Below are 17,947 nucleotides of genomic sequence, written 5' to 3'. Positions count from 1 at the left end.
CAGCGCTTGACGGTGGGCCATGAGCACTGGAACCGGGCAGCAACCTCGCTGACGGGCCAGCCCTCCTCAACCACCAGGCGGGCGACCTTCACACGAGCACGCGGGGTCAGGGCTGCGTTAGCGTGGGACATGAGGAGAGCACCTTTCGTGTCTGGCTGATGGGGAACTGCAATACCTCCACTCAACCAGCCCAAGGCGCTCTCCTCACCTCAAAGACTCAGATCACACCCCCTCAACCAACCCTCCCGATCAGTACACCTAAGGTACGAACTCGCGGATGCGTCCCTATTTGTGCAACGGGCCCTAGTCGTCGCGGGTCGCCCCGCGCAGACCGGCGCGCAGCACCTCCCGGTTGAGCAGCGCGATCGCCTCGATCGGGATGCCGGCCGGGCACGCTGGCACGCACTCGCCGTACTCCGAGCACGGCCCGAAGAGCGCATCGAGCTCCCGCGTCATCGCCCGAGCCCGGCGCCCCCGTTCGATACGCCCCTGCGGCATGAGCGACAGGTGCGCCAGCTTCGCCCCCGCGAAGAGCGCCGCCGCCCCGTTCGGGCAGGCCGCCACACAGGCCCCGCAGCCGATGCAGGCGGCGAAGTCCAGTGCCCGCTCCGCCTGCAGGTGCCCCTGGGCGACGTCGTCGGCATCCGGCGCGGTCCCCGCGGCCACGTCCACGGTTCCGCCCGCCCGGATGAGCTCGTCGAGCGCCGTGCGGTCCACCACCAGGTCCCGGATGACCGGGAAGGCCGCCGACCTCCACGGCTCCAGTCGGAAGCGCGTGACCCCGGGGAAGGCCCGCAGGTGCTGACGGCAGGCCGGGGTCGTGTCCAGCGGCCCGTGCGGCACCCCGTTGACGAGGAAGCCGCAGGCCCCGCACACCCCCTCCCGGCAGTCCGACTCGAAGACCACGGGCTCGCCGCCGGCCTCAATGATCTGGTCGTTGAGGCGGTCGAGCAGCTCCAGCAGACTCATCTGCGGCTCAGCGTCCTCCACCACGTGACTCTCGAAGAAGCCCCGCGCCCGCGGCCCGTCCTGCCGCCAGATCTCCAGCTCGATCCTCATCGGTAGTCCCTCACCTGCATGGGCACCAGCGAGAAGCTCAGTGGCTCCGTGCGGCGCGTGTGCCCGCCGTCGTCCCCGGTCTGCCAGGCCGATACCGAGCACCAGGTCTCGTCATCGCGCTGAGCCTCGCCGCCCTGGGTCGCGTACTCCTCGCGGAAGTGGGCGCCGGCGGACTCGCGCCGGTCCAGGGCGTCGAGGACCATGACCTCCGCCAGCTCCAGGAAGTCGGCGACCCGCAGCGCCTTCTCCAGCTCCTGGTTGAGGCGCGCCTGGCCACCGACCACGGTGACGTCGGCCCAGAACTCCTCGCGCAGGGCGCGCACCTCCTCCAGGGCACGCAGCAGTCCCGCCTCGGAACGGCTGACCCCGCAGCCGGCGTAAAGGACCTCACCCAGCCGGCGGTGGAACCACACCGGACGGTGGGTCCCGCCCACCGCCATGAGCGCCTCAATGCGCTCGCGGGTGTCGGCCACGGCCTGGAGCGCCTCCGGCGCGTCGGGGCTCAGGGGCTTGCTTCCCACCAGCCCGGCCAGGTAGTTCGGCACGGCCAGCGGAAGCACGAACCAGCCGTCCACGCTGGCGCTCAGCAGCGAGTTCGCCCCCAGGCGGTTGGCGCCGTGGTAGTTGTTCGAGGCCTCCCCGCCCACGAACAGTCCCGGGATGGTGGACATCTGGTCGAAGTCCACCCACAGCCCGCCCATCGTGAAGTGGGCTCCCGGGGCGATGCGCATGGGCACCTCGTAGGGGTCCTCCCCGGTGGCATCGAGGTACATCTCGAACAGGTTGCCGTAGCGCGAGGCGATGGTCTCCTGGCCCAGCCGCTCCAGCGCGTCGCGGAAGTCGAGGTAGACCGAGTTGCGCAGCGGCCCGACGCCGCGGCCGGACTCGATCTGCTCGCGGGCGTTGCGCGAGGCGACGTCGCGCGGGGTGAGGTTGCCGAAGGCCGGGTACTTGCGCTCCAGGTAGTAGTCGCGCTCGTCCTCGGGGATCTCGTTCGGGGCCCGCTCGTCCCCGGGGCACACGGGCACCCAGATGCGCCCGTCGTTGCGCAGCGACTCGCTCATGAGCGTCGTCTTGGACTGCCAGTGGGAGCTCACCGGCAGCGCCGTGGGATGGAACTGCACCATGCAGGCCGAGGCGAAGGCCGCCCCACGCCGGTGGGCGCGCCAGGTGGCAGTGGCGTTAGAGGCCATGGCCAGGGTCGAGTAGTGGTAGACGCTGCCGTAGCCGCCGGTGGCCAGCACGACGGCGTGCGCGGTGTGGGCCTGTACCTCGCCGGAGAGCAGGTCTCGGGTGACGATGCCCTGTGCGCGGGAGTCGGCCACGATGAGATCGAGCATCTCGGTGCGGGTGTGCATGCGGACGCTCCCGGCAGCGACCTGCTCCTGGAGGGCCTGGGCGCAGGCGATCTCCAGCTGCTGGCCGGTCTGTCCGCGCGTGTAGTAGGTGCGTGAGACCTGCACCCCGCCGAAGGAGCGGGTGGCGAGCTGGCCGCCGTACTCGCGGGCGAAGGGCGCCCCGATCGCCTCCATGTGGTCGATGACCCGGCCGGACTCCAGCCCCAGGCGCACGACGTCGGCCTCCCGTCCCCGGTAGTCCCCGCCTTTGACGGTGTCCTTGACGAAGCGCGTCAGGGAGTCGCCGTCGACCTTGCGGGCCCGGGCGGCGTTGATCCCACCCTGTGCGGCCACCGAGTGGGCGCGCCGCGGGGCGTCGTGCAGGCTGAAGCACTCCACCCGGTACCCCAGGCGCCCCAGGGTCGCGGCCGCCCCGGAACCGGCCAGTCCGGTGCCCACCACGATGACGGTCAGCTTGCGGCGGTTGGCGGGATTGACCAGGCGGTACTCGTCGCGCCGGCGCGCCCAGGCCTGCTCGGGCGGGCAGTCCGGCAGGCGCGCATCCAGGTTCTCGCCGACGTCGTAGAGGCCGCCGACGGCGCCCGGCACACTCGCGCTCATCCGATCACCCCCGTGCAGATGAGCACCGGCAGCAGGCCGTTGACGACGGCGACGGCCAGGGCCACGGTCAGGGCGAGGGCGCGGCAGGCCTTGCGCAGCCTGGGGCCGGTGCCGCCCAGGTCGATGACCACGTTCCACAGGCCCTGCGCCAGATGGAGGGAGAGTGCCAGCATGACCAGGCTGTAGAAGAGCGCCATGCCGGGGCGTGACAGGCTCGCCACGAGGTTGTGGTAGGCGCTGACCTGCAGCTCGCCGTTCGACGTCGTCGGCGCCTGAAAGCTCTCAGGGGCGATGAGGCGGCCGATGGTCAGGTCGAGGACGTGGATGAGGACGAAGACCCCGATGAGGACACCGGTCGCCAGCATGGAGCGGGCGCCGATGGTGCGGGCGGGCAGGGCCCGGCGCCGGAAGGCCCCACGAGCGCTCCTCGCCCGGCGCCACAGCGCGATTCCCGCCGCGACGTGCGCCGCGACGCAGGCTCCCAGGACCAGGCGCATCGCCCACAGGAGCCCCTCGTGCGGCAGGAGTGGGTAGGCGACCTGCCGCAGCCAGGCGGCGTAGCCGTTGAAGGCCTGCGGGCCCGCGAGAACCTTGAGGTTGCCGACCATGTGGACCACGACGAACAGGGCCATGATCGTGCCGGTGATCGCCATCGTCGCCTTGAGGACGCGCTGTGAGGCCCACACGGGGGTGCGGCGCCTGCGCCGGGGAGGAAGCGCGTCGCCAACAGGCTGAGCAGCCTCGGGGACACGGGTGGCCGTGGATGTCGCAGCCATCTGCCCTCCCCTCCATTGCGTAGAACAACCCATCACTATGATAACGAACACTGTGATGCTGGTGTGGGGAATGCGCCTTGTCCTTCGAGGGCGTCCGACGCGACCGGCCGCCTTCCGCGGTTGAGGCGGAAGACGGCCGGTACGAGAAGCGCGGCGGCGGGGGAGTAGGAGGAGAGCCCTACTGGCCGGCGTGCTGGGGCGAGCCCAGCTCAATGCTCTTGCCACCGCGGGCCAGGGCCTCGACGGCGCCGGACTGGGAGTTGCGGCGGAACAGGACGTTGGAGGCGCCGGCCAGCTCGCGGGCCGGGACCACGCGCGGCTCCTTGAACAGGCCGAGGTTGCCGGGCACCACGCCGCCCTGCGGCATGAGGGAGACCTTCGTGCCGGCCGTCAGGTACAGGCCGGCCTCGACGACGCAGTCGTCACCCAGCGGGATCCCGAGCCCCGAGTTCGCCCCCAGCAGGCAGCGCTTGCCCAGGGCCACGCGCTGGCGCCCGCCGCCCGAGAGCATGCCCATCGTGGAGGCGCCGCCGCCGACGTCGGAGCCGTCGCCGATGACGACCCCCTGGGAGATGCGGCCCTCGACCATGGAGCGCCCCAGCGTCCCGGCGTTGTAGTTGACGAAGCCGGAGTGCATGACAGTGGTGCCCTCGGACAGGTAGGCGCCCAGGCGCACGTTCGCGCCGTTGCCGATGCGCACCCCCGAGGGCAGCACGTAGTCGGTCATGCGGGGGAACTTGTCCACTGAGTGCACCTGGACGGGGCGCCCCACGGCGGCGCGCAGGCGCATGCGGGTGTTCTCGAAGTCCTCGGCGCGGCAGGGGCCGGCGGAGGTCCACACCACGTTGGGCAGGCGGGAGAAGATCCCGTCCAGGTTGACGGTGTTGGGCTTGACCAGGCGGTGGGACAGCGTGTGCAGGCGCAGGTAGGCGCCGGCCACGGTCTGGGGGGCGTCGTCGAGGTCGGCCCAGGTGCGCACCACGGTGGTGTGGACGCCGCGGGCCTCATCGCGCCGCTCCATGGCGCTCAGGGAGGCCAGGAGGTCTGCGTGCCCGTCCTCGGGCTCGTCGCCGAGAACCGGTCGGGGGTACCACACGTCGAGGGTGTTGCCGTCGTCGGTCACGGTCGCCAGGCCGAGACCCCATGCGCTGCGAGTCGTCATGGGAACACCCTACGGTCCCCGGTGGCTGACCGTTGCCGGTGGGCGTGCGAGAATCGCCGCATGGCGCGCACGACGATCCACCTCATGCGGCACGGCGAGGTGCACAACCCAGGCGGCATCCTCTACGGCCGCCTGCCCGGGTACCACCTGTCCGCCCTGGGGCACCAGATGGCCCAGCAGGTCGCCGACGTCCTGTCCGCCTCCGGGCACGACATCACCCGGGTCATCACCTCACCCCTGGAGCGGGCCCGGGAGACCGGCGCCCCCACCGCCGCCGCCTTCGGCCTGGCGCCGACGACGGATCCCCGACTCATCGAGGCCGGCAACTCCTTCGAGGGCGTGGCCGTCAACCGCAACCGCTGGATCCTGGCCCACCCCACCTACTGGTCCAGCTACGTCAACCCGCTGCGCCCCTCCTGGGGCGAGCCCTACCGGGAGATCGTCGAGCGCATGCGCGGCGCCGTCGTCTCCGCGCTCGACCTCGCCGAGGGCCACGAGGCGCTCCTCGTCTCCCACCAGCTGCCCGTCTGGTCGCTGCGCCTCTTCCTGGAGGGGCGCCCCCTGGCCCACGACCCGCGCCGCCGCCAGTGCGCCCTGGCCTCCCTGACCTCCCTGACCTTCGAGGACCGCACCCTGGTGGGGCTGGCCTACTGGGAGCCGGCCGGCGACCTGCTGCGCCAGGCCCGCGACATGGTGCCCGGAACCTCCTCCGCCCAGACCGCGGGCTGTGTCGGCCCCGGCAGCCCCGGCAGCTCTGCCGGCCCTGTCAGCCCCGCCGGGCACGCCGAGGCGGCCCGGTGACCCAGCAGCCGCCCTCGCGCCCGCTCGGCGGCGAGGTCGTGCGCACCGGCCCGTCCGGCGAGGTCAGCCGGCCCGGTCGCGCCCGCCCCGCCCCGCGCCGCCCCTGGACCGGACAGGACTTCGTGTGGTGGCACACCGCCGCCGTCCTGACCGCCACCCGCCAGGGCCGCCGCCCCAACCCGGTCTCACCGACCATCGACCCCGTGCGCCCCGCCCTGGGATCCGGGGAGGTCATGCTGGCCACCTGCGACGCCGAGCTGCTCATGTGGCGGCGCGGGGACGCCACCTACAACCCCTCCCGGGGCTTCTTCCTGGCGGGCGGCCCCGTCGGCCTGGCCCTGACGGCCGCCTTCTTCGGCGGACAGGCCTACCTCAACCACCGGCGACGACGCGCCGCCGAGGCCGACGCCGTCGAGAAGTGGCGCCACCTGGCCGGCGCCCGCCTGAGTGTGTCCACCCACGGCATCTACCTGGGCACGGGGGAGGGCGTCATGCCCATCTCCTACGCCGACATCCAGGAGGTCCAGCTCACCGCCACCGGCGAGATCGTCGTCGCCGCGGCCAACGCCTCCGGCTCGGTGCGCCTGAAGATCCGGGCCCAGTGGGTCGAGCTCGTCCTCATCCTGTGGTCGGTGCGCTTCATGCCCGAGCACCCCCAGCTCGTCGGGCGCACCTGGATCCCCGGTGACTGGCTCATCCACGCCGCCGCCCACGGATACGACGTCGACACCACCCCCTGGCCCCAGGCCCGCCCCGCCCTGCCCTGAGGCCGGAGCGCCGAGGCCGGGCCGGCGCGCACCCGTCAGTGCTGGTCAGTGTGAGTCGGTCCCGGAGCGGTCGGTCCCGCCCGTCTCGCCGGCCTCAGGATCCTCGTCAACTCCGTCATTGCTGGTGCCGTGACCGCCGGTGGGCTCTGGCGGGTGGTGCTTGCGACGGCGGATGTCCTGCTCCAGGTCCCTGAGGAACTCCGGGTCGTCGTCGGGCGCCACGGGCCGGGGGCGCTGCGGGCGACGGAAGGTCGTGCCCTCCTTGGAGGACCACACGGTGGGCTCGACGTAGCCGCCGCGCTCCTCAGCGGCCTTGACCCGCGAGAAGATGATCCAGGCGATCGGGCCGATGGTCGGGAACAGCACGACCAGGGTGATCCACAGGTACTTCGGCATCCTGGCCGGCATGCTCTCATCCGGCGTGCGTGCGCAGTCCAACAGGGCGTACAGCGTCAGAGCGAACACCAGGACGATGAGGACGATACGCATGGTCCAACCCTAACCGAGCCGGAGAGCCCCGCAGACCCCGCACCTGCCCGAACCCTCTCGGAGCCCCCGCCTCATCCCCAGCCGGCCCGGGCCGTGGCACGATCATGGGGTGCCCGCCCCGCCCGCCCTCCGCCTCCTGACCGGCGGAACCGCCCCCGACGACGTCGCCGCCCTGCGCACCGCCCTTGCCGAGCGCCTGGCCCTGCGCGGCCTGCTCACCACCCACGATGGACTCCCCGCCCCCACCGCCGAGGACGGGGAGCGCCGGACGGGCTCACCACTCCCGCTGCTCGTCCCCATCGCCCCTGGGGAGGACGAGGGGCGGGTCCGGTCCGACCTGGCCCGCCGTATCACCCGTGTCCCGGCACGCACAGACCTCATCCTGCGCACGTCGGGCTCCACCACCGGTACCGGCCGACTCATCGCCATGCGCACCGCCGCCCTCATGGCCTCCGCCCGCGCCACTCACGCGCGCCTCGGCGGCCCGGGAACCTGGCTCCTGCCCCTGCCGGCCCACCACGTCGCCGGCCTGCAGATCCTCATCCGCTCCCTGGACGCAGGAACCGAGCCGGTCGTGGTCGACACGAGCGCAGGATTCAGCCCGACGGCGCTCGCGGAGGCCCTGCTCTCGGCGCGCCGGTCCACCGGGGCGGCCGCCTGTCGGCTCTACGTCTCCCTGGTCCCCACCCAGCTGGTGCGCGTCCTGCAGGACCCGCAGGCCCGCCGGGCCCTGGCAGCAGCCGACGCCGTCCTCCTGGGCGGCGCCGCCGCAGACCCCGCGCTGCTGACCCGGGCCCGCGGGGCGGGCGTCACCGTGGTCACCACCTACGGCATGAGCGAGACCGGCGGGGGCTGCGTCTACAACGGCCGACCCCTGGAGGGGGTCGAGATCGCCATCCAGGCCCCCGACGCCGAGGGCGCCGGCCGCATCCTCATCTCCGGTCCCGTCCTGGCCGAGGAGTACCTCCACACCCCCGGCCACAGCCCCGCAGGCAGTCCCAACGCCGGCGAGGGTTTCCACCGCAGTGGCGCCAGGCGGGTCCTGGCCACCTCCGACCGCGGCCGGCTGCACCCCGACGGGCGCCTGGAGGTCCTGGGCCGCCTGGACGACGTCATCATCACCGGGGGCGTCAAGGTCGAGCCCCGCCACGTGGAGGAGGCCCTCACCTGTATCGACGGCGTGGCCGAGGCCTGCGTCGTCGGCCTGCCCGACGAGCAGTGGGGAAGCACCGTCGTCGCCGCCGTCGTGCTTGAGACGGGGAGGAGGCCGGGTGGCCCGAAGCATTGGGACGGTGCCGCCCTGCGCGAGGCCGCCCGCGCCCGGCTGGACGGCGCCCACGCCCCCAAACGGGTCCTCGTCCTGGAGGCCCTGCCGTTGCGCCCCAGCGGGAAGGTCGACCGGCGCGAGGTCGCCCGGCTCCTCGCCGCGACCACGACGGATGTGACCCCGGAGCCTTCTACACCAGAGCTCTGATCTCCGCCTCACTCGGGCAGGTGGCCGGGCCGAAGTGCGTCACAGTCAAGGCTCCGGCCACATTCGCCCAGCGCAGCGCCGTCGTCAGGTCGACGCCCCGGGCCAGGGCCGCCGCCAGGACACCGGAGTGCGCGTCACCGGCCCCGTTGGTGTCCACCGGCGTCACCGGGATGCTTGGGGTATGGCGCGCCGCGCCGCCGTCGGAGAACCAGGAGCCCTGCTCCCCGACCCGCACCAGCACGGTGCCGAGCCGACCCGATAGTGCCTCGCAGACGCCGGCGTGGTCACCGGCCTCCACCCGCAGCTCCAGACGATCGGCGAGCAGCCCGGCCTCACGCTCATTGAGCGACCAGACGGGCCTCAGCGCACCGAGGTGCTCCAGCGAGCTCATGGGGACCGAACCAATCATGGGGGAGACGTCGAACAGTGCCGTGCACCCCGCTCGGGCCTTGGTCAGTCTCCTGGCCAACCGCTCCAGCGCCACCCTGGAGGCCTCATCAGCCAGGGAGTAGCCGGAGAGGTAGACGACGTCGTCGTCGCTCACTTCCAGGTGGTCGAAGGCATCCGCCGGGCCACGAGTCTCGGCCCCGCAGGTGGAGATGAAGGTGCGCTCGGCCCTCGCATCGGTCATGGCCACGCAGTAGCCCTGGTCGCCGGGGGCGACCGGGCCGACATGATCCACCCCGATCTCCTCCAGGGCCCGCCGGGCCGCCTCGGCGAAGGGCCCCTCGCCCAGCGGCCCCGCGTACAGGGTCTCGACCCCCATCCGGCGGGCGGCGGCCAGCACGTTGAAGCCGCCGCCGACGGCCATGGAGGACTCGTCGGCGAACACGTCACCGCCGGGCTCGGGAATCGCCTCGATGCGCAAGGTCAGGTCAATGACGACCTGACCGGTGTGAATAACCCGTCCTGTCATGACCGCCTCTGGTCCGGAGCGTCTGGCTGACAGCGCCCGCTGCCGCCGCGCAGCGCCAGCAGCGCCTCACAGACCGGCTCGAGGTGCAGGCCGGAGCGCTCCAGCACCCGATCGACCAGCTCGACGGGGAGAAGATGGGGCGCGCTCGCCCCCAGGACCGCACCGGCCATCGCGGCAATGGTGTCAGTATCTCCCCCGAGCTCAGCGGCGAAGCACAGCCCGTCCAGGGGCCGCTGTGCGAACTCCCGCACGATCACCAGCGCGCAGGGGACCGACTCGGCCGACTCCACCGAGGTTCCGACGTACGTGCGCAGATGCTCGGCCAGGGCCTCCCCGTGCAGATCGCGACTCGTCTCCAGGGCCAGGCGGGTACGGGCGGCAACGGAGGCCTTCTCCGTCCAGTGGCCCGCCTCGGGGTGGGCGGCCACGAAGTCCAGCGCCGCCTCCAACGCACCCACCACGTCGACGCCGTCGATGGCCGCGCTGACCGCTGCGGCGAGGAGCCCAGCGGCCTCGAAGCCCTGCCGGGTGTCGTGGGTGACCAGGCAGGAGGCCTGAACGGCCCGGGCCAGCGCGTCGCCGTCGGCACTCACGGAGAAGGCGATGCCCACCGGGGCCACCCGCATCGCGGCGCCGTTGGTGGTGCCCTGTCTGCCGGTGCAGTGCGGGTCCGCCCCGGCGCGCACCCGCTCCAGAGCGAGTTTGGTGGAGGGCCCCAGCAGGTCCAGGGACCCACGGGCGCGCATATCGTCCTCCCAGCGCAGGAGGGCATCAGCGAGCTGGTGGGGGTCGATGCGGCCGCCACCGTCGATGAGGAGACCGGCCAGGATGAGAGCCTGCTCGGTGTCATCCGTGACGGTGCCAGCAGGTGCTGAGGGGGCGATGGGCTGCTCGGCGACGGCGTCTCGCAGCCCGGTGATCTCGCCGTAGCACCGGCGGATCTGTGCCGGGCTCATCGACTGGGTGGGCATCCCCAGTGCGTCGCCGAGGGCCAGCCCGGTCAGCGCTCCCAGGGCGCGTTCGCGTGCCGGGGGCTCAGCCGCCACGGGCTCAGGCATGGGTGAAGGAGTGCGAGGGCGGGGATCGGGGTGTCTCACGGAGGTCCTTCTGGCGATCGCGGTGCCGGCTGCCTCACCGGCCGAGGTGTGGCTCAGGCGCCGCACCGGTGAGGGCCACGGCGCTGGTAGGGTCACTGCCGCCTACCCTAGAGGACTGCGAGAGGATCGGAGGAAGCCGTGAGCGGCGAGAACGGCGAGCACCCGCAGAACAGCGGCCCCCGCGCCACCAGCTGGGGGGAGGTGGTGCGACTGCGCACCCTGCCGGCCGCCGTCGCCCCCGTCATCCTGGGCGCCGGGGCAGCCGCCGCGATGGGGGAGCTCTCAGTGCTGCGGAGCCTGCTGGCCGCGGGCGTGGCCCTGGCGCTGCAGATCGGCTGCAACCTGGCCAATGACTACTCCGACGGCGTGCGCGGCACCGACGACGATCGCACCGGGCCGCCGCGCCTGACCGCCTCCGGGCAGGTCGCCCCCCGCACCGTCAAGCTCGCCGCCCTCGGCTGCTTCGGGATTGGAGCCCTCCTGGGCCTGGCACTCGTGGTCCTCAGCGGCCAGTGGTGGCTGCTCGCCGTCGGGGCCGCGGCGATCGCGGCCGCCTGGTTCTACACCGGAGGCTCCCACCCCTACGGCTACGCCGGCCTGGGGGAGGTCTTCGTCTTCGTCTTCTTCGGCCTGGTGGCCACGGTGGGCACCACCTACGTCCAGGCCGGCACGGTGCCGGGGTGGCTGTGGCCCTCGGCCTGCGGGATCGGCCTGCTCGCCTGCTCCCTGCTCATGGTCAACAACCTGCGCGACATCGACACCGACCCCGCCCACGGCAAGATGACCCTGGCGGTCCGCCTGGGGGAGGAGGGCGCCCGGCGCGCCTTCTCCCTCATGCTTCACGTGCCTCTGCTGCTGGGGCCGGTCGCCCTGGTGTGGGCGCGCGAGACCGGTTCGGCCAGCCCCGTCGACGGCGGCGGGCACATCAGCCCGCTGCTGACCCTGGTCATCGCGCTGGCGGCACCGCTCCTGCTCCTGCCACTGGTGCGCCGGGCCACCGCGCCGGTCCGCTCCGGCGCCCGGGGGCGCGCTCTTATTGCCTCCCTGCGTGACGCCGGCCTGCTGGAGCTGGCCTACGGCGTCGTCTTCGCCGCCGCCACCGTCATCATCACCCTGTGAGCCCGGGGCGGGGCGGACGTGGACCACACGAGTCGAGACCTCGAGCGGTCAACGAAGTACATCGACTGGGCGCTGGTTCCGTCCCGCTGGATCGAGCGGCGATTCCTCATCTTCACCGCACTGCGCAACCCGGGGTACATCCTGCTGCATCTCGTTGCTGGCCCGCCTCTGGCGGCTGTCGTGGGAATCACCATCGGAGTGCTTCTGGAGCTGGTGGGGGTGCCCGACGGGAACGGGATCTGGGCCTTTGTGTTGGGGGCCCTGCTCGTGGCCTCTCTCATGGGGATCCGGCTGCTGAGCTTCACCGTGTTCAACGCCTCGGGCGTGCACATCTTCCGGTTCATCGGATGCTGGTGGTGGCGCAAGGACATCCCCTGGGTGGCCTTTCGCGAGACGGCGCGTGTGGACCTTCAGGAGGCGCCCTATGACATCCACGGCTTCACACCTCCCGATACTCACAATCTGGCGTTGCATCTGACGACCATGGAGCAGTGGGCCAGGTTCGTTGGGGCCGGGGCGGTACAGGGGGATCGCCCTGATCCGCTGGCGGGTCTCCCGCCGAGGGACCGCATGGCGCTGGTCAAGGCATTCGACAAGCAGGGCACGTTCTGGCGGTTGGACAGAACTTCGACGATCATCCCCGGATTCGTGCGCCTGTCTCGACCTGACGACCGGCGTCAGGAGGCTCAGGAGCGTATCGCCCGCGATTGGCGCGCCCTCATCGAGTGGGCGGAGCAGAAGCAGTACCTGCCGAGGCGGCTCTACCCCTTCGAGTCCTACCCGGGCTTCCTTCCCTGGTAGATCGGACCTTACGACCCACGGGACCTGTGCATGGAGCCGGCGACCTCCCCGTGACGTGCACTGCACGAGGATGGGGGTGCACTGGCCGAGGTTTGTGCGTACTGCACGAGACCCCGGCCCTCGTGGAGTACACCCGAGGCTCACCCAGTAGCCCCCGACCCTCGTGGAGTACTGGCGGACGCCGACGGCCGCACTGATGACGGGCGAGCCGAGCCCTGAGGGCTCAGCGGGCCGGTTCGGCGTCGAGCGGAACCCACGGGTCGGGCTGGTGGGTGATGCGGTTGCGCACGTCTCGACGCACGAGCTCGATCGACCACAACCAGATGACGTGCCCCAGCGCCTCGGAGAAGTGCTCCGCCCAGGTCTGCCCACCGGCGACCCACGGGAAGGGCGAGGGCACCGTGCCCGTCAGCGGCATGAGCACCAGGTGCGCCCCCACCCACACGAGCAGACCGAAGGCCGCCCCCTGCCACAGCGTGATCGACTTGTAGTACTCCGCCATGACGCAGTAGAAGACGGCGAAGACGATCGCGAAGCTGAAGTGGATGATGAAGGAGTAGATCGGCAGCCCCTCATTGCCGTTGAAGGTGACGGCGGTGTGGGACTGCTCCGGGGTCATCCCCAGCTGCTCCAGGAGCTGCTGGGGCGGGTTGGTGGCATTGCGCTCCGGCGTGCGGGGCGGGAAGGGGACCTCCCAGCCGAACTTGACGATGGCGGAGAAGAAGCCTCCGATGATGCCGACGATGATCGCGGTGCCGACTCGGCGCCGCGCAGGATCGGTTCTCTTCAACAGAGTGGACAGCATGGGTGTCTCCAGGTTGAGGGAACAAACACGGAGACCGGGCCGGTGGACGGCTTGCAGATCGAACGGTGTCTTAGTCGTCCGTTGTCCACCGGCCCGGCCTCCCGGAAGCCTGGCACGGGAGGCGGCCGGGCCGCAACGTCGTCAGGATCCCCTCGCTCGCCCCCGTTGCGCCGTGGTGCGACCGACGTCGAACCGTGGAGAAAAGCCGGCGAGGACCTCGCCGCAGCCATTGCTGCCACGAGGCCCTCGCCAGACGGATAACGCAGGTCTACCGGCTCAGTTGCCGCCGCCCTGCTGGCCCCCCTGCTGGGCACCGGCGCTGCTGTCCGCACCACCCTGCTGGCCGGGCTGCTGTCCACCCTGCTGCTGACCGGGCTGCTGGCCGCCGGGCTGGTTGTCGCCCTGAAGGGAACCGCCCTGCTGCTGGCCACCCTGCTGGTTGTCGCCGCCCTGCTGCTGGCCACCGGGCTGGTTGTCACCGCCGGGCTGCTGACCACCCTGTTGGGTGCCTGCGCTGCTGTCCGCACCGCCCTGCTGACCGGGCTGCTGGCCACCCTGCTGGTTGTCACCGCCGGGCTGCTGACCCTGGGGAGCAGTGGGCTGGGCGCTTCCACCGGTGGCGCCACCGGTCATCTTGCTGTCAGCGCTGGGCGTGGCAACACCGCCGTCGCTGGTCTTGCCCGCGGTCTGCTTCGTGGCGGGAGTGGTCGAGTCACTCGAGCTGGAACCCGAGCAGGCCGCCAGACCGAGGCCGGCGGTCACGATGAGGAGCGAGGTGGCGAGGGTCTTGGCACGTGTAGCGGTGAATCGCATGAGTTCTCCTATGCGGTTGCTGGTGCAGTGTCAGAGCGGGATGGCCCGCTCTTGCGGGTCCGGAACGCCGTCGTCCATGGAGCTCGAGGAAGAACCCGACGACGCCCGTCACGAGTGATGATCGTCATAGACGGCTATGTGGTTGTTCGACAATCCCCGTTGCCGATGGCTCCGAACCTCTTTCGAGACTAGCAACAAGAAACTGACCGAAAGGGTGAAGTATCGTGACAACCGTCTCGAGTCTGGTGGCCATCGGGCTGCTGGGAGGGCTCATCACGGGTATCTCCCCGTGTGTTCTTCCCGTGCTCCCCGTCATCCTCCTCTCCGCAGGAGCACAGGGCGCACGCGGTGATGGCGGCGATGACAAGGGGGTCGACGGTGGCTTCGCCTCCCGCTTCCACCCCTACCTCGTGGTAACCGGCCTTGTGGTCAGTTTCACGGTCTTCACGCTCCTCGGATCGACCGTGCTGAGCCTGCTCCACCTGCCGCAGGACCTCATCCGCTGGATCGGCATCGTCATGCTCGCCCTGATCGGCCTGGGCATGATGGTCCCGAAGGTCATGGAGATCCTCGAGCGCCCCTTCGCGCGCTTCCAGCGCTTCGGCGGCTCGAAGAACCCCTCCAACGGCTTCCTTCTGGGCCTGGTCCTGGGGGCTGCGTACGTGCCCTGCGCGGGCCCGGTCCTGGCGGCCGTCGCTGTCGCGGGAGCCACCGGGAGGATTGGCGCCGACACCGTCGCCCTGGCCGTGTCCTTCGCCGTTGGCACAGCGATCCCGTTGCTGGCCTTCGCCCTGGCCGGACGCGGTATCACGGAGAGGATTCAGGCCTTCCGCACCCGCCAGCGCGCCATCCGCGTCACCGCCGGCGTCGTCATGCTCGGGCTGGCCGTGGCCCTGGTCCTGGACGCCCCGGCCGCTCTCCAGCGTCGCCTGCCCGACTACACCGCCTCCCTCCAGGCCCGCACCGACGACCTCCTCCACGGTGACTCCGCATCCGGCCCCTGCCGCCCCGGAGCCGCCACTCTCGGGGACTGCGGCCCCCTCCCTGCCATCGACGGCGCAGTGGCCTGGATCAACACACCCGGCGACCAGCCCCTGACCCAGCAGAGCCGCGCCGGCAAGGTCACCCTGGTCGACTTCTTCGCCTACTCGTGCATCAACTGCCAGCGCTCGGTCCCCGGCATCGAGAAGCTCTACGAGACCTATGCCGCCTCCGGCCTGCAGGTGATCGGCGTCCACTCCCCGGAGTACGCCTTCGAGAAGGAGGTGGACAACGTGCGTGGCGGCGTCAAGCACCTCGGCATCACCTACCCCGTGGCCGTCGACTCCAACCTGACCACCTGGACCAACTTCGACAACCACTACTGGCCCGCCCACTACCTGGCCGACGCCCAGGGCAACGTCCGGCAGACCCATGTCGGAGAAGGCGGGGAGGCGGCCACGGAGAAGCTCGTCCGCGAGCTGCTCATGCAGGCTAACCCGAAGGTGACCCTCCCCGCCCCCGTCTTCTCCGAGGCGAAGGATGACGCCGGCACGAACAGCCCCCGCACCCCCGAGACCTACCTGGGCTCGGACCGGGCCTCCGGCTTCGCCCAGGGAACCCTCCAGAAGGGACAACACGCCTTCTCCTTCCCCTCCCGGCTCCAGGCCGACACCTTCGCCCTGGACGGCACGTGGACAGTGGAGCCGCAGTCCATCACCCCGACCGAGGGTAAGGGCCGCCTGCGCCTGTCCTACCGAGGTAAGCAGGTCAACCTCGTCGTCTCCGGCGAGGGGGACCTGACCTGGACGGTCAACGGGAAGACCCGCACCACCCATGTCTCCGGCGTTCCCAATGGCATGGAGCTGGTCCACACCGAGGAGGTGGGCTCCGGTGAGCTCGAGCTGGAGGCCTCGCCCGGGCTGCAGCTCTACTCCTTCACTTTCGGGTGACCCGGCGGTGAGTGCAGGGATGACCCAGGAGACGGTGCGATGAGCCTGGCCACGCTGGAGGCGCGGAACGGGACGCGCACCGCCTCCGCCCGTGCACTCGCCTACCATTCCCCTGTGACAAGCAGTAGTTCCGCCAGATCTGAGGGGGAGTGGATCGCTCAGGTGGCCGACGGTGACGCCGACGCCTTCGCCCGTCTCTACGACGCCTGGTCCTCCCGGCTGTTCGCGCTGATCCTCCAGATCGTCGTCGATCGCGCCCAGAGCGAGGAGGTTCTCCAGGAGGTCTTCCTCGAGGTGTGGCGCACAGCCGGCTCCTACTCCCCGGCGCGAGGTAGTGTCCGGGCCTGGCTGGTGACCATGGCCAGGCGCCGGGCCATCGACCGGGTCCGATCCTCCCAGTCCTCCCGGGACCGGGAGAGCCGATGGCATGACTACATGCCCGACGTCGACCTGACGGTCCAGCAGGTCGAGGACAGACTTGTGGGCGAGCAGGTGCACCGGGCGCTCGAGGCGGTGGGGGAGCCCTACCGCTCCACCATTGAGCTGGCCTACTTCACGGGCCTGACCCACCGCGAGATCGCCCGCCGCACGAACACACCGCTGGGAACGGTCAAAACCCGCATCAGGGACGGAATGGCACGGTTACGACGAGAGCTGGGGGTGCAGTCATGAGCGACCGCGATAAGACTCACGAGGACGCCATCAACGGCGAGGCCGATGCGCAGGGCGTCGAGGGGCTCGACGGCGCGCAGGAGCGTGACGTGGTCGAGCTCTTCGACGACGAGCTCGACTCGGAGGCGGCCGCCCTGCTGGGTGCTTCGCTGCGGCCCGTGGACCCGCCGGCAGCGATCCGCGCCTCCCTTCTGGAGACCATTGCGCGCGAGCCCCAGACGGAACGTGCCGACCAGGCCGACGACACCGCGGAGGAGGAAGCCGGCGACCGCGACGCTGTCGGCGGCAGCAACGGTGGCAGTGGCAGTGATGGCGACTCGGTGGACTCTGTGGTCCTCAGTCTCGATGCGCACCGCCGTCGCCGCTCGGCCTGGCGCGCCGGCCTGCTGCGGGCGGCCGCGGCCGTGGTCCTGCTCGGTGTCGGCATCGGTGTGGGGCGCTGGAGCGTGCGGGGCGCGGTCGATGAGGCCATGGACTCCATGGCGAGCTCCATGGCGTCGACCCAGCACTACGCCCACCTCAACCAGGCCCAGGACGTCCAGCGGGTCACCGACACGATGTCCGACGGGCATGTCGCGACCCTCACCTGGTCCCGGGACATGAGCATGACCGCGCTGACCCTGCCGGCCGCCATGAAGGAGTCCGCCGGTGGGCGCAGCCTCCAGGTCTGGCTCAAGGAGGGGGAGACGACCACCTCACTGGGCGTTTACGACCCCCGGGACGGGGCCGGCTTCTCCTTCCTGGACGTCATGCCCAAGCCCGGTCAGCAGATCGTCATCACCATGGAGCCGGCCGGAGGGTCGGCCCAGCCGACGACGCCGCCCCTGGTCACCCTGAGAGTGAGTGAGGATGCCGGCCGGTCCGGCGCTGCCACCGGTTCGCCCAGTCCTGCGTCCTCGGCCGCTCCCACCGGAGACTCCGCCTAGCGGTGGACTGGGGTGGGGCGCGGTGCGCCGGGGCGACACGAGCACCTGGATCGTGATGTAGATAACAATCAAATCACTCTGAAGGGGGTGGCCCCGATGCTGATGGACGTCAGTATCTCTCGGGTGATTTCCCGTCATTCCGCGGTTTCCTGAGGCTGGGCGGATGTGGCGGGCGACGAGGGCGGTCATCGCGGCGATGAGCGGACAACAATGCGCACTTCTATTTCCGACTCCGGCGGGAATCAGTGGAGAATCTCGAAGGTGCGATACCCATTGAGATCGTTCTCTTCATTTCGATACTCGCCACAGTTCTCACCACAATTCTGAATGCTCTCGATATATCGCGCCTGTTCCCTCATATGTGGTCGTGGTGGCGGCTCC

Annotated in this window: 18 protein-coding genes; 8 read left to right on the top strand and 10 right to left on the bottom strand. The window is 71.0% G+C overall.

The genetic code is table 11. The features are described from left to right. The 5 genes from AB7V09_RS10915 to dapD form a co-directional block, all read right to left on the bottom strand. Positions 1-131 (bottom strand): helix-turn-helix domain-containing protein (locus AB7V09_RS10915; protein ID WP_419143769.1); only part of this gene is annotated, 131 nt, incomplete at its 3' end. A 172-nt stretch (positions 132-303) separates the two neighbouring features. Continuing rightward, positions 304-1,059, bottom strand: a complete 756-nt coding sequence (locus AB7V09_RS10910; protein WP_419143767.1) for a succinate dehydrogenase/fumarate reductase iron-sulfur subunit — start codon at positions 1,057-1,059, stop codon at positions 304-306. Continuing rightward, complete coding sequence (locus AB7V09_RS10905) at positions 1,056-3,017, bottom strand: fumarate reductase/succinate dehydrogenase flavoprotein subunit (protein ID WP_419143766.1); 1,962 nt, start codon at positions 3,015-3,017, stop codon at positions 1,056-1,058. Before AB7V09_RS10905 ends, AB7V09_RS10910 begins: the two co-directional genes overlap by 4 nt. Further along, positions 3,014-3,793: a succinate dehydrogenase cytochrome b subunit gene (locus tag AB7V09_RS10900; protein WP_419143765.1), complete on the bottom strand. Its 780-nt coding sequence runs from the start codon at positions 3,791-3,793 to the stop codon at positions 3,014-3,016. The genes AB7V09_RS10905 and AB7V09_RS10900 overlap by 4 nt, the downstream gene beginning before the upstream one ends. A gap of 178 nt (positions 3,794-3,971) precedes the next feature. Then, on the bottom strand, positions 3,972-4,955 hold the full coding sequence (gene dapD, locus AB7V09_RS10895; RefSeq protein WP_419143764.1) for a 2,3,4,5-tetrahydropyridine-2,6-dicarboxylate N-succinyltransferase: 984 nt from the start codon (positions 4,953-4,955) through the stop codon (positions 3,972-3,974). 60 nt (positions 4,956-5,015) lie between these two features. On the opposite strand from dapD, the gene AB7V09_RS10890 reads away from it, so the two are divergent. Together AB7V09_RS10890 and AB7V09_RS10885 are read left to right on the top strand one after the other, a co-directional pair. Beyond that, positions 5,016-5,756 (top strand): histidine phosphatase family protein, encoded by a 741-nt coding sequence (locus tag AB7V09_RS10890; protein ID WP_419143763.1) that lies wholly within the window; start codon positions 5,016-5,018, stop codon positions 5,754-5,756. Beyond that, positions 5,753-6,523 (top strand): hypothetical protein, encoded by a 771-nt coding sequence (locus AB7V09_RS10885; protein ID WP_419143762.1) that lies wholly within the window; start codon positions 5,753-5,755, stop codon positions 6,521-6,523. The genes AB7V09_RS10890 and AB7V09_RS10885 overlap by 4 nt, the downstream gene beginning before the upstream one ends. Positions 6,524-6,568: 45 nt before the next feature. Here the strand turns inward: AB7V09_RS10885 and AB7V09_RS10880 are convergent, their stop codons facing one another. Continuing rightward, a complete protein-coding gene (locus AB7V09_RS10880; RefSeq protein ID WP_419143761.1) occupies positions 6,569-7,012 on the bottom strand; it encodes a PLD nuclease N-terminal domain-containing protein in 444 nt (147 codons plus the stop codon). 109 nt (positions 7,013-7,121) lie between these two features. On the opposite strand from AB7V09_RS10880, the gene AB7V09_RS10875 reads away from it, so the two are divergent. Next, complete coding sequence (locus AB7V09_RS10875; protein ID WP_419143760.1) at positions 7,122-8,486, top strand: AMP-binding enzyme; 1,365 nt, start codon at positions 7,122-7,124, stop codon at positions 8,484-8,486. Here AB7V09_RS10875 and AB7V09_RS10870 read toward each other — a convergent pair. After that, positions 8,470-9,402, bottom strand: coding sequence for a PfkB family carbohydrate kinase (locus AB7V09_RS10870; RefSeq protein ID WP_419143759.1), 933 nt, complete (start codon positions 9,400-9,402; stop codon positions 8,470-8,472). The genes AB7V09_RS10875 and AB7V09_RS10870 overlap by 17 nt on opposite strands. After that, entirely contained in the window at positions 9,399-10,460 is a 1,062-nt protein-coding gene (locus tag AB7V09_RS10865) for an ADP-ribosylglycohydrolase family protein (protein WP_419143758.1), read from the bottom strand. The genes AB7V09_RS10870 and AB7V09_RS10865 overlap by 4 nt, the downstream gene beginning before the upstream one ends. A gap of 177 nt (positions 10,461-10,637) precedes the next feature. Here AB7V09_RS10865 and AB7V09_RS10860 point away from each other — a divergent pair, with 177 nt between their 5' ends. Both AB7V09_RS10860 and AB7V09_RS10855 read left to right on the top strand, forming a co-directional pair. After that, positions 10,638-11,618 (top strand): 1,4-dihydroxy-2-naphthoate polyprenyltransferase, encoded by a 981-nt coding sequence (locus AB7V09_RS10860; protein ID WP_314918997.1) that lies wholly within the window; start codon positions 10,638-10,640, stop codon positions 11,616-11,618. An 18-nt stretch (positions 11,619-11,636) separates the two neighbouring features. Then, positions 11,637-12,419, top strand: a complete 783-nt coding sequence (locus AB7V09_RS10855; RefSeq protein ID WP_419143757.1) for a hypothetical protein — start codon at positions 11,637-11,639, stop codon at positions 12,417-12,419. 223 nt (positions 12,420-12,642) lie between these two features. Here the strand turns inward: AB7V09_RS10855 and AB7V09_RS10850 are convergent, their stop codons facing one another. Both AB7V09_RS10850 and AB7V09_RS10845 read right to left on the bottom strand, forming a co-directional pair. Next, positions 12,643-13,224: a YagU family protein gene (locus AB7V09_RS10850; protein WP_201444047.1), complete on the bottom strand. Its 582-nt coding sequence runs from the start codon at positions 13,222-13,224 to the stop codon at positions 12,643-12,645. A 276-nt stretch (positions 13,225-13,500) separates the two neighbouring features. Next, on the bottom strand, positions 13,501-14,037 hold the full coding sequence (locus tag AB7V09_RS10845; protein ID WP_043538193.1) for a hypothetical protein: 537 nt from the start codon (positions 14,035-14,037) through the stop codon (positions 13,501-13,503). Between the two features lie 224 nt (positions 14,038-14,261). Between AB7V09_RS10845 and AB7V09_RS10840 the strand changes: the two genes are divergently transcribed. Genes AB7V09_RS10840 through AB7V09_RS10830 form a run of 3 tightly spaced genes read left to right on the top strand, consistent with a single transcriptional unit; the run spans position 14,262 to position 17,566 of the window. Continuing rightward, entirely contained in the window at positions 14,262-15,968 is a 1,707-nt protein-coding gene (locus tag AB7V09_RS10840) for a cytochrome c biogenesis protein CcdA (protein ID WP_419143756.1), read from the top strand. A gap of 39 nt (positions 15,969-16,007) precedes the next feature. Next, on the top strand, positions 16,008-16,640 hold the full coding sequence (locus AB7V09_RS10835) for a sigma-70 family RNA polymerase sigma factor (protein ID WP_419143755.1): 633 nt from the start codon (positions 16,008-16,010) through the stop codon (positions 16,638-16,640). Next, positions 16,637-17,566: an anti-sigma factor domain-containing protein gene (locus AB7V09_RS10830; RefSeq protein ID WP_419143754.1), complete on the top strand. Its 930-nt coding sequence runs from the start codon at positions 16,637-16,639 to the stop codon at positions 17,564-17,566. The genes AB7V09_RS10835 and AB7V09_RS10830 overlap by 4 nt, the downstream gene beginning before the upstream one ends. The last annotated feature ends 381 nt before the right edge of the window (positions 17,567-17,947 follow it).

The sequence above is a fragment of the Actinomyces sp. SKVG-SVH-4(1) genome, assembly GCF_048514265.1.
Lineage (GTDB): Bacteria > Actinomycetota > Actinomycetes > Actinomycetales > Actinomycetaceae > Actinomyces > Actinomyces oris.
Note: the sequence above shows the minus strand (reverse complement) of the source record. Positions and strands in the feature narration are given on the sequence as shown.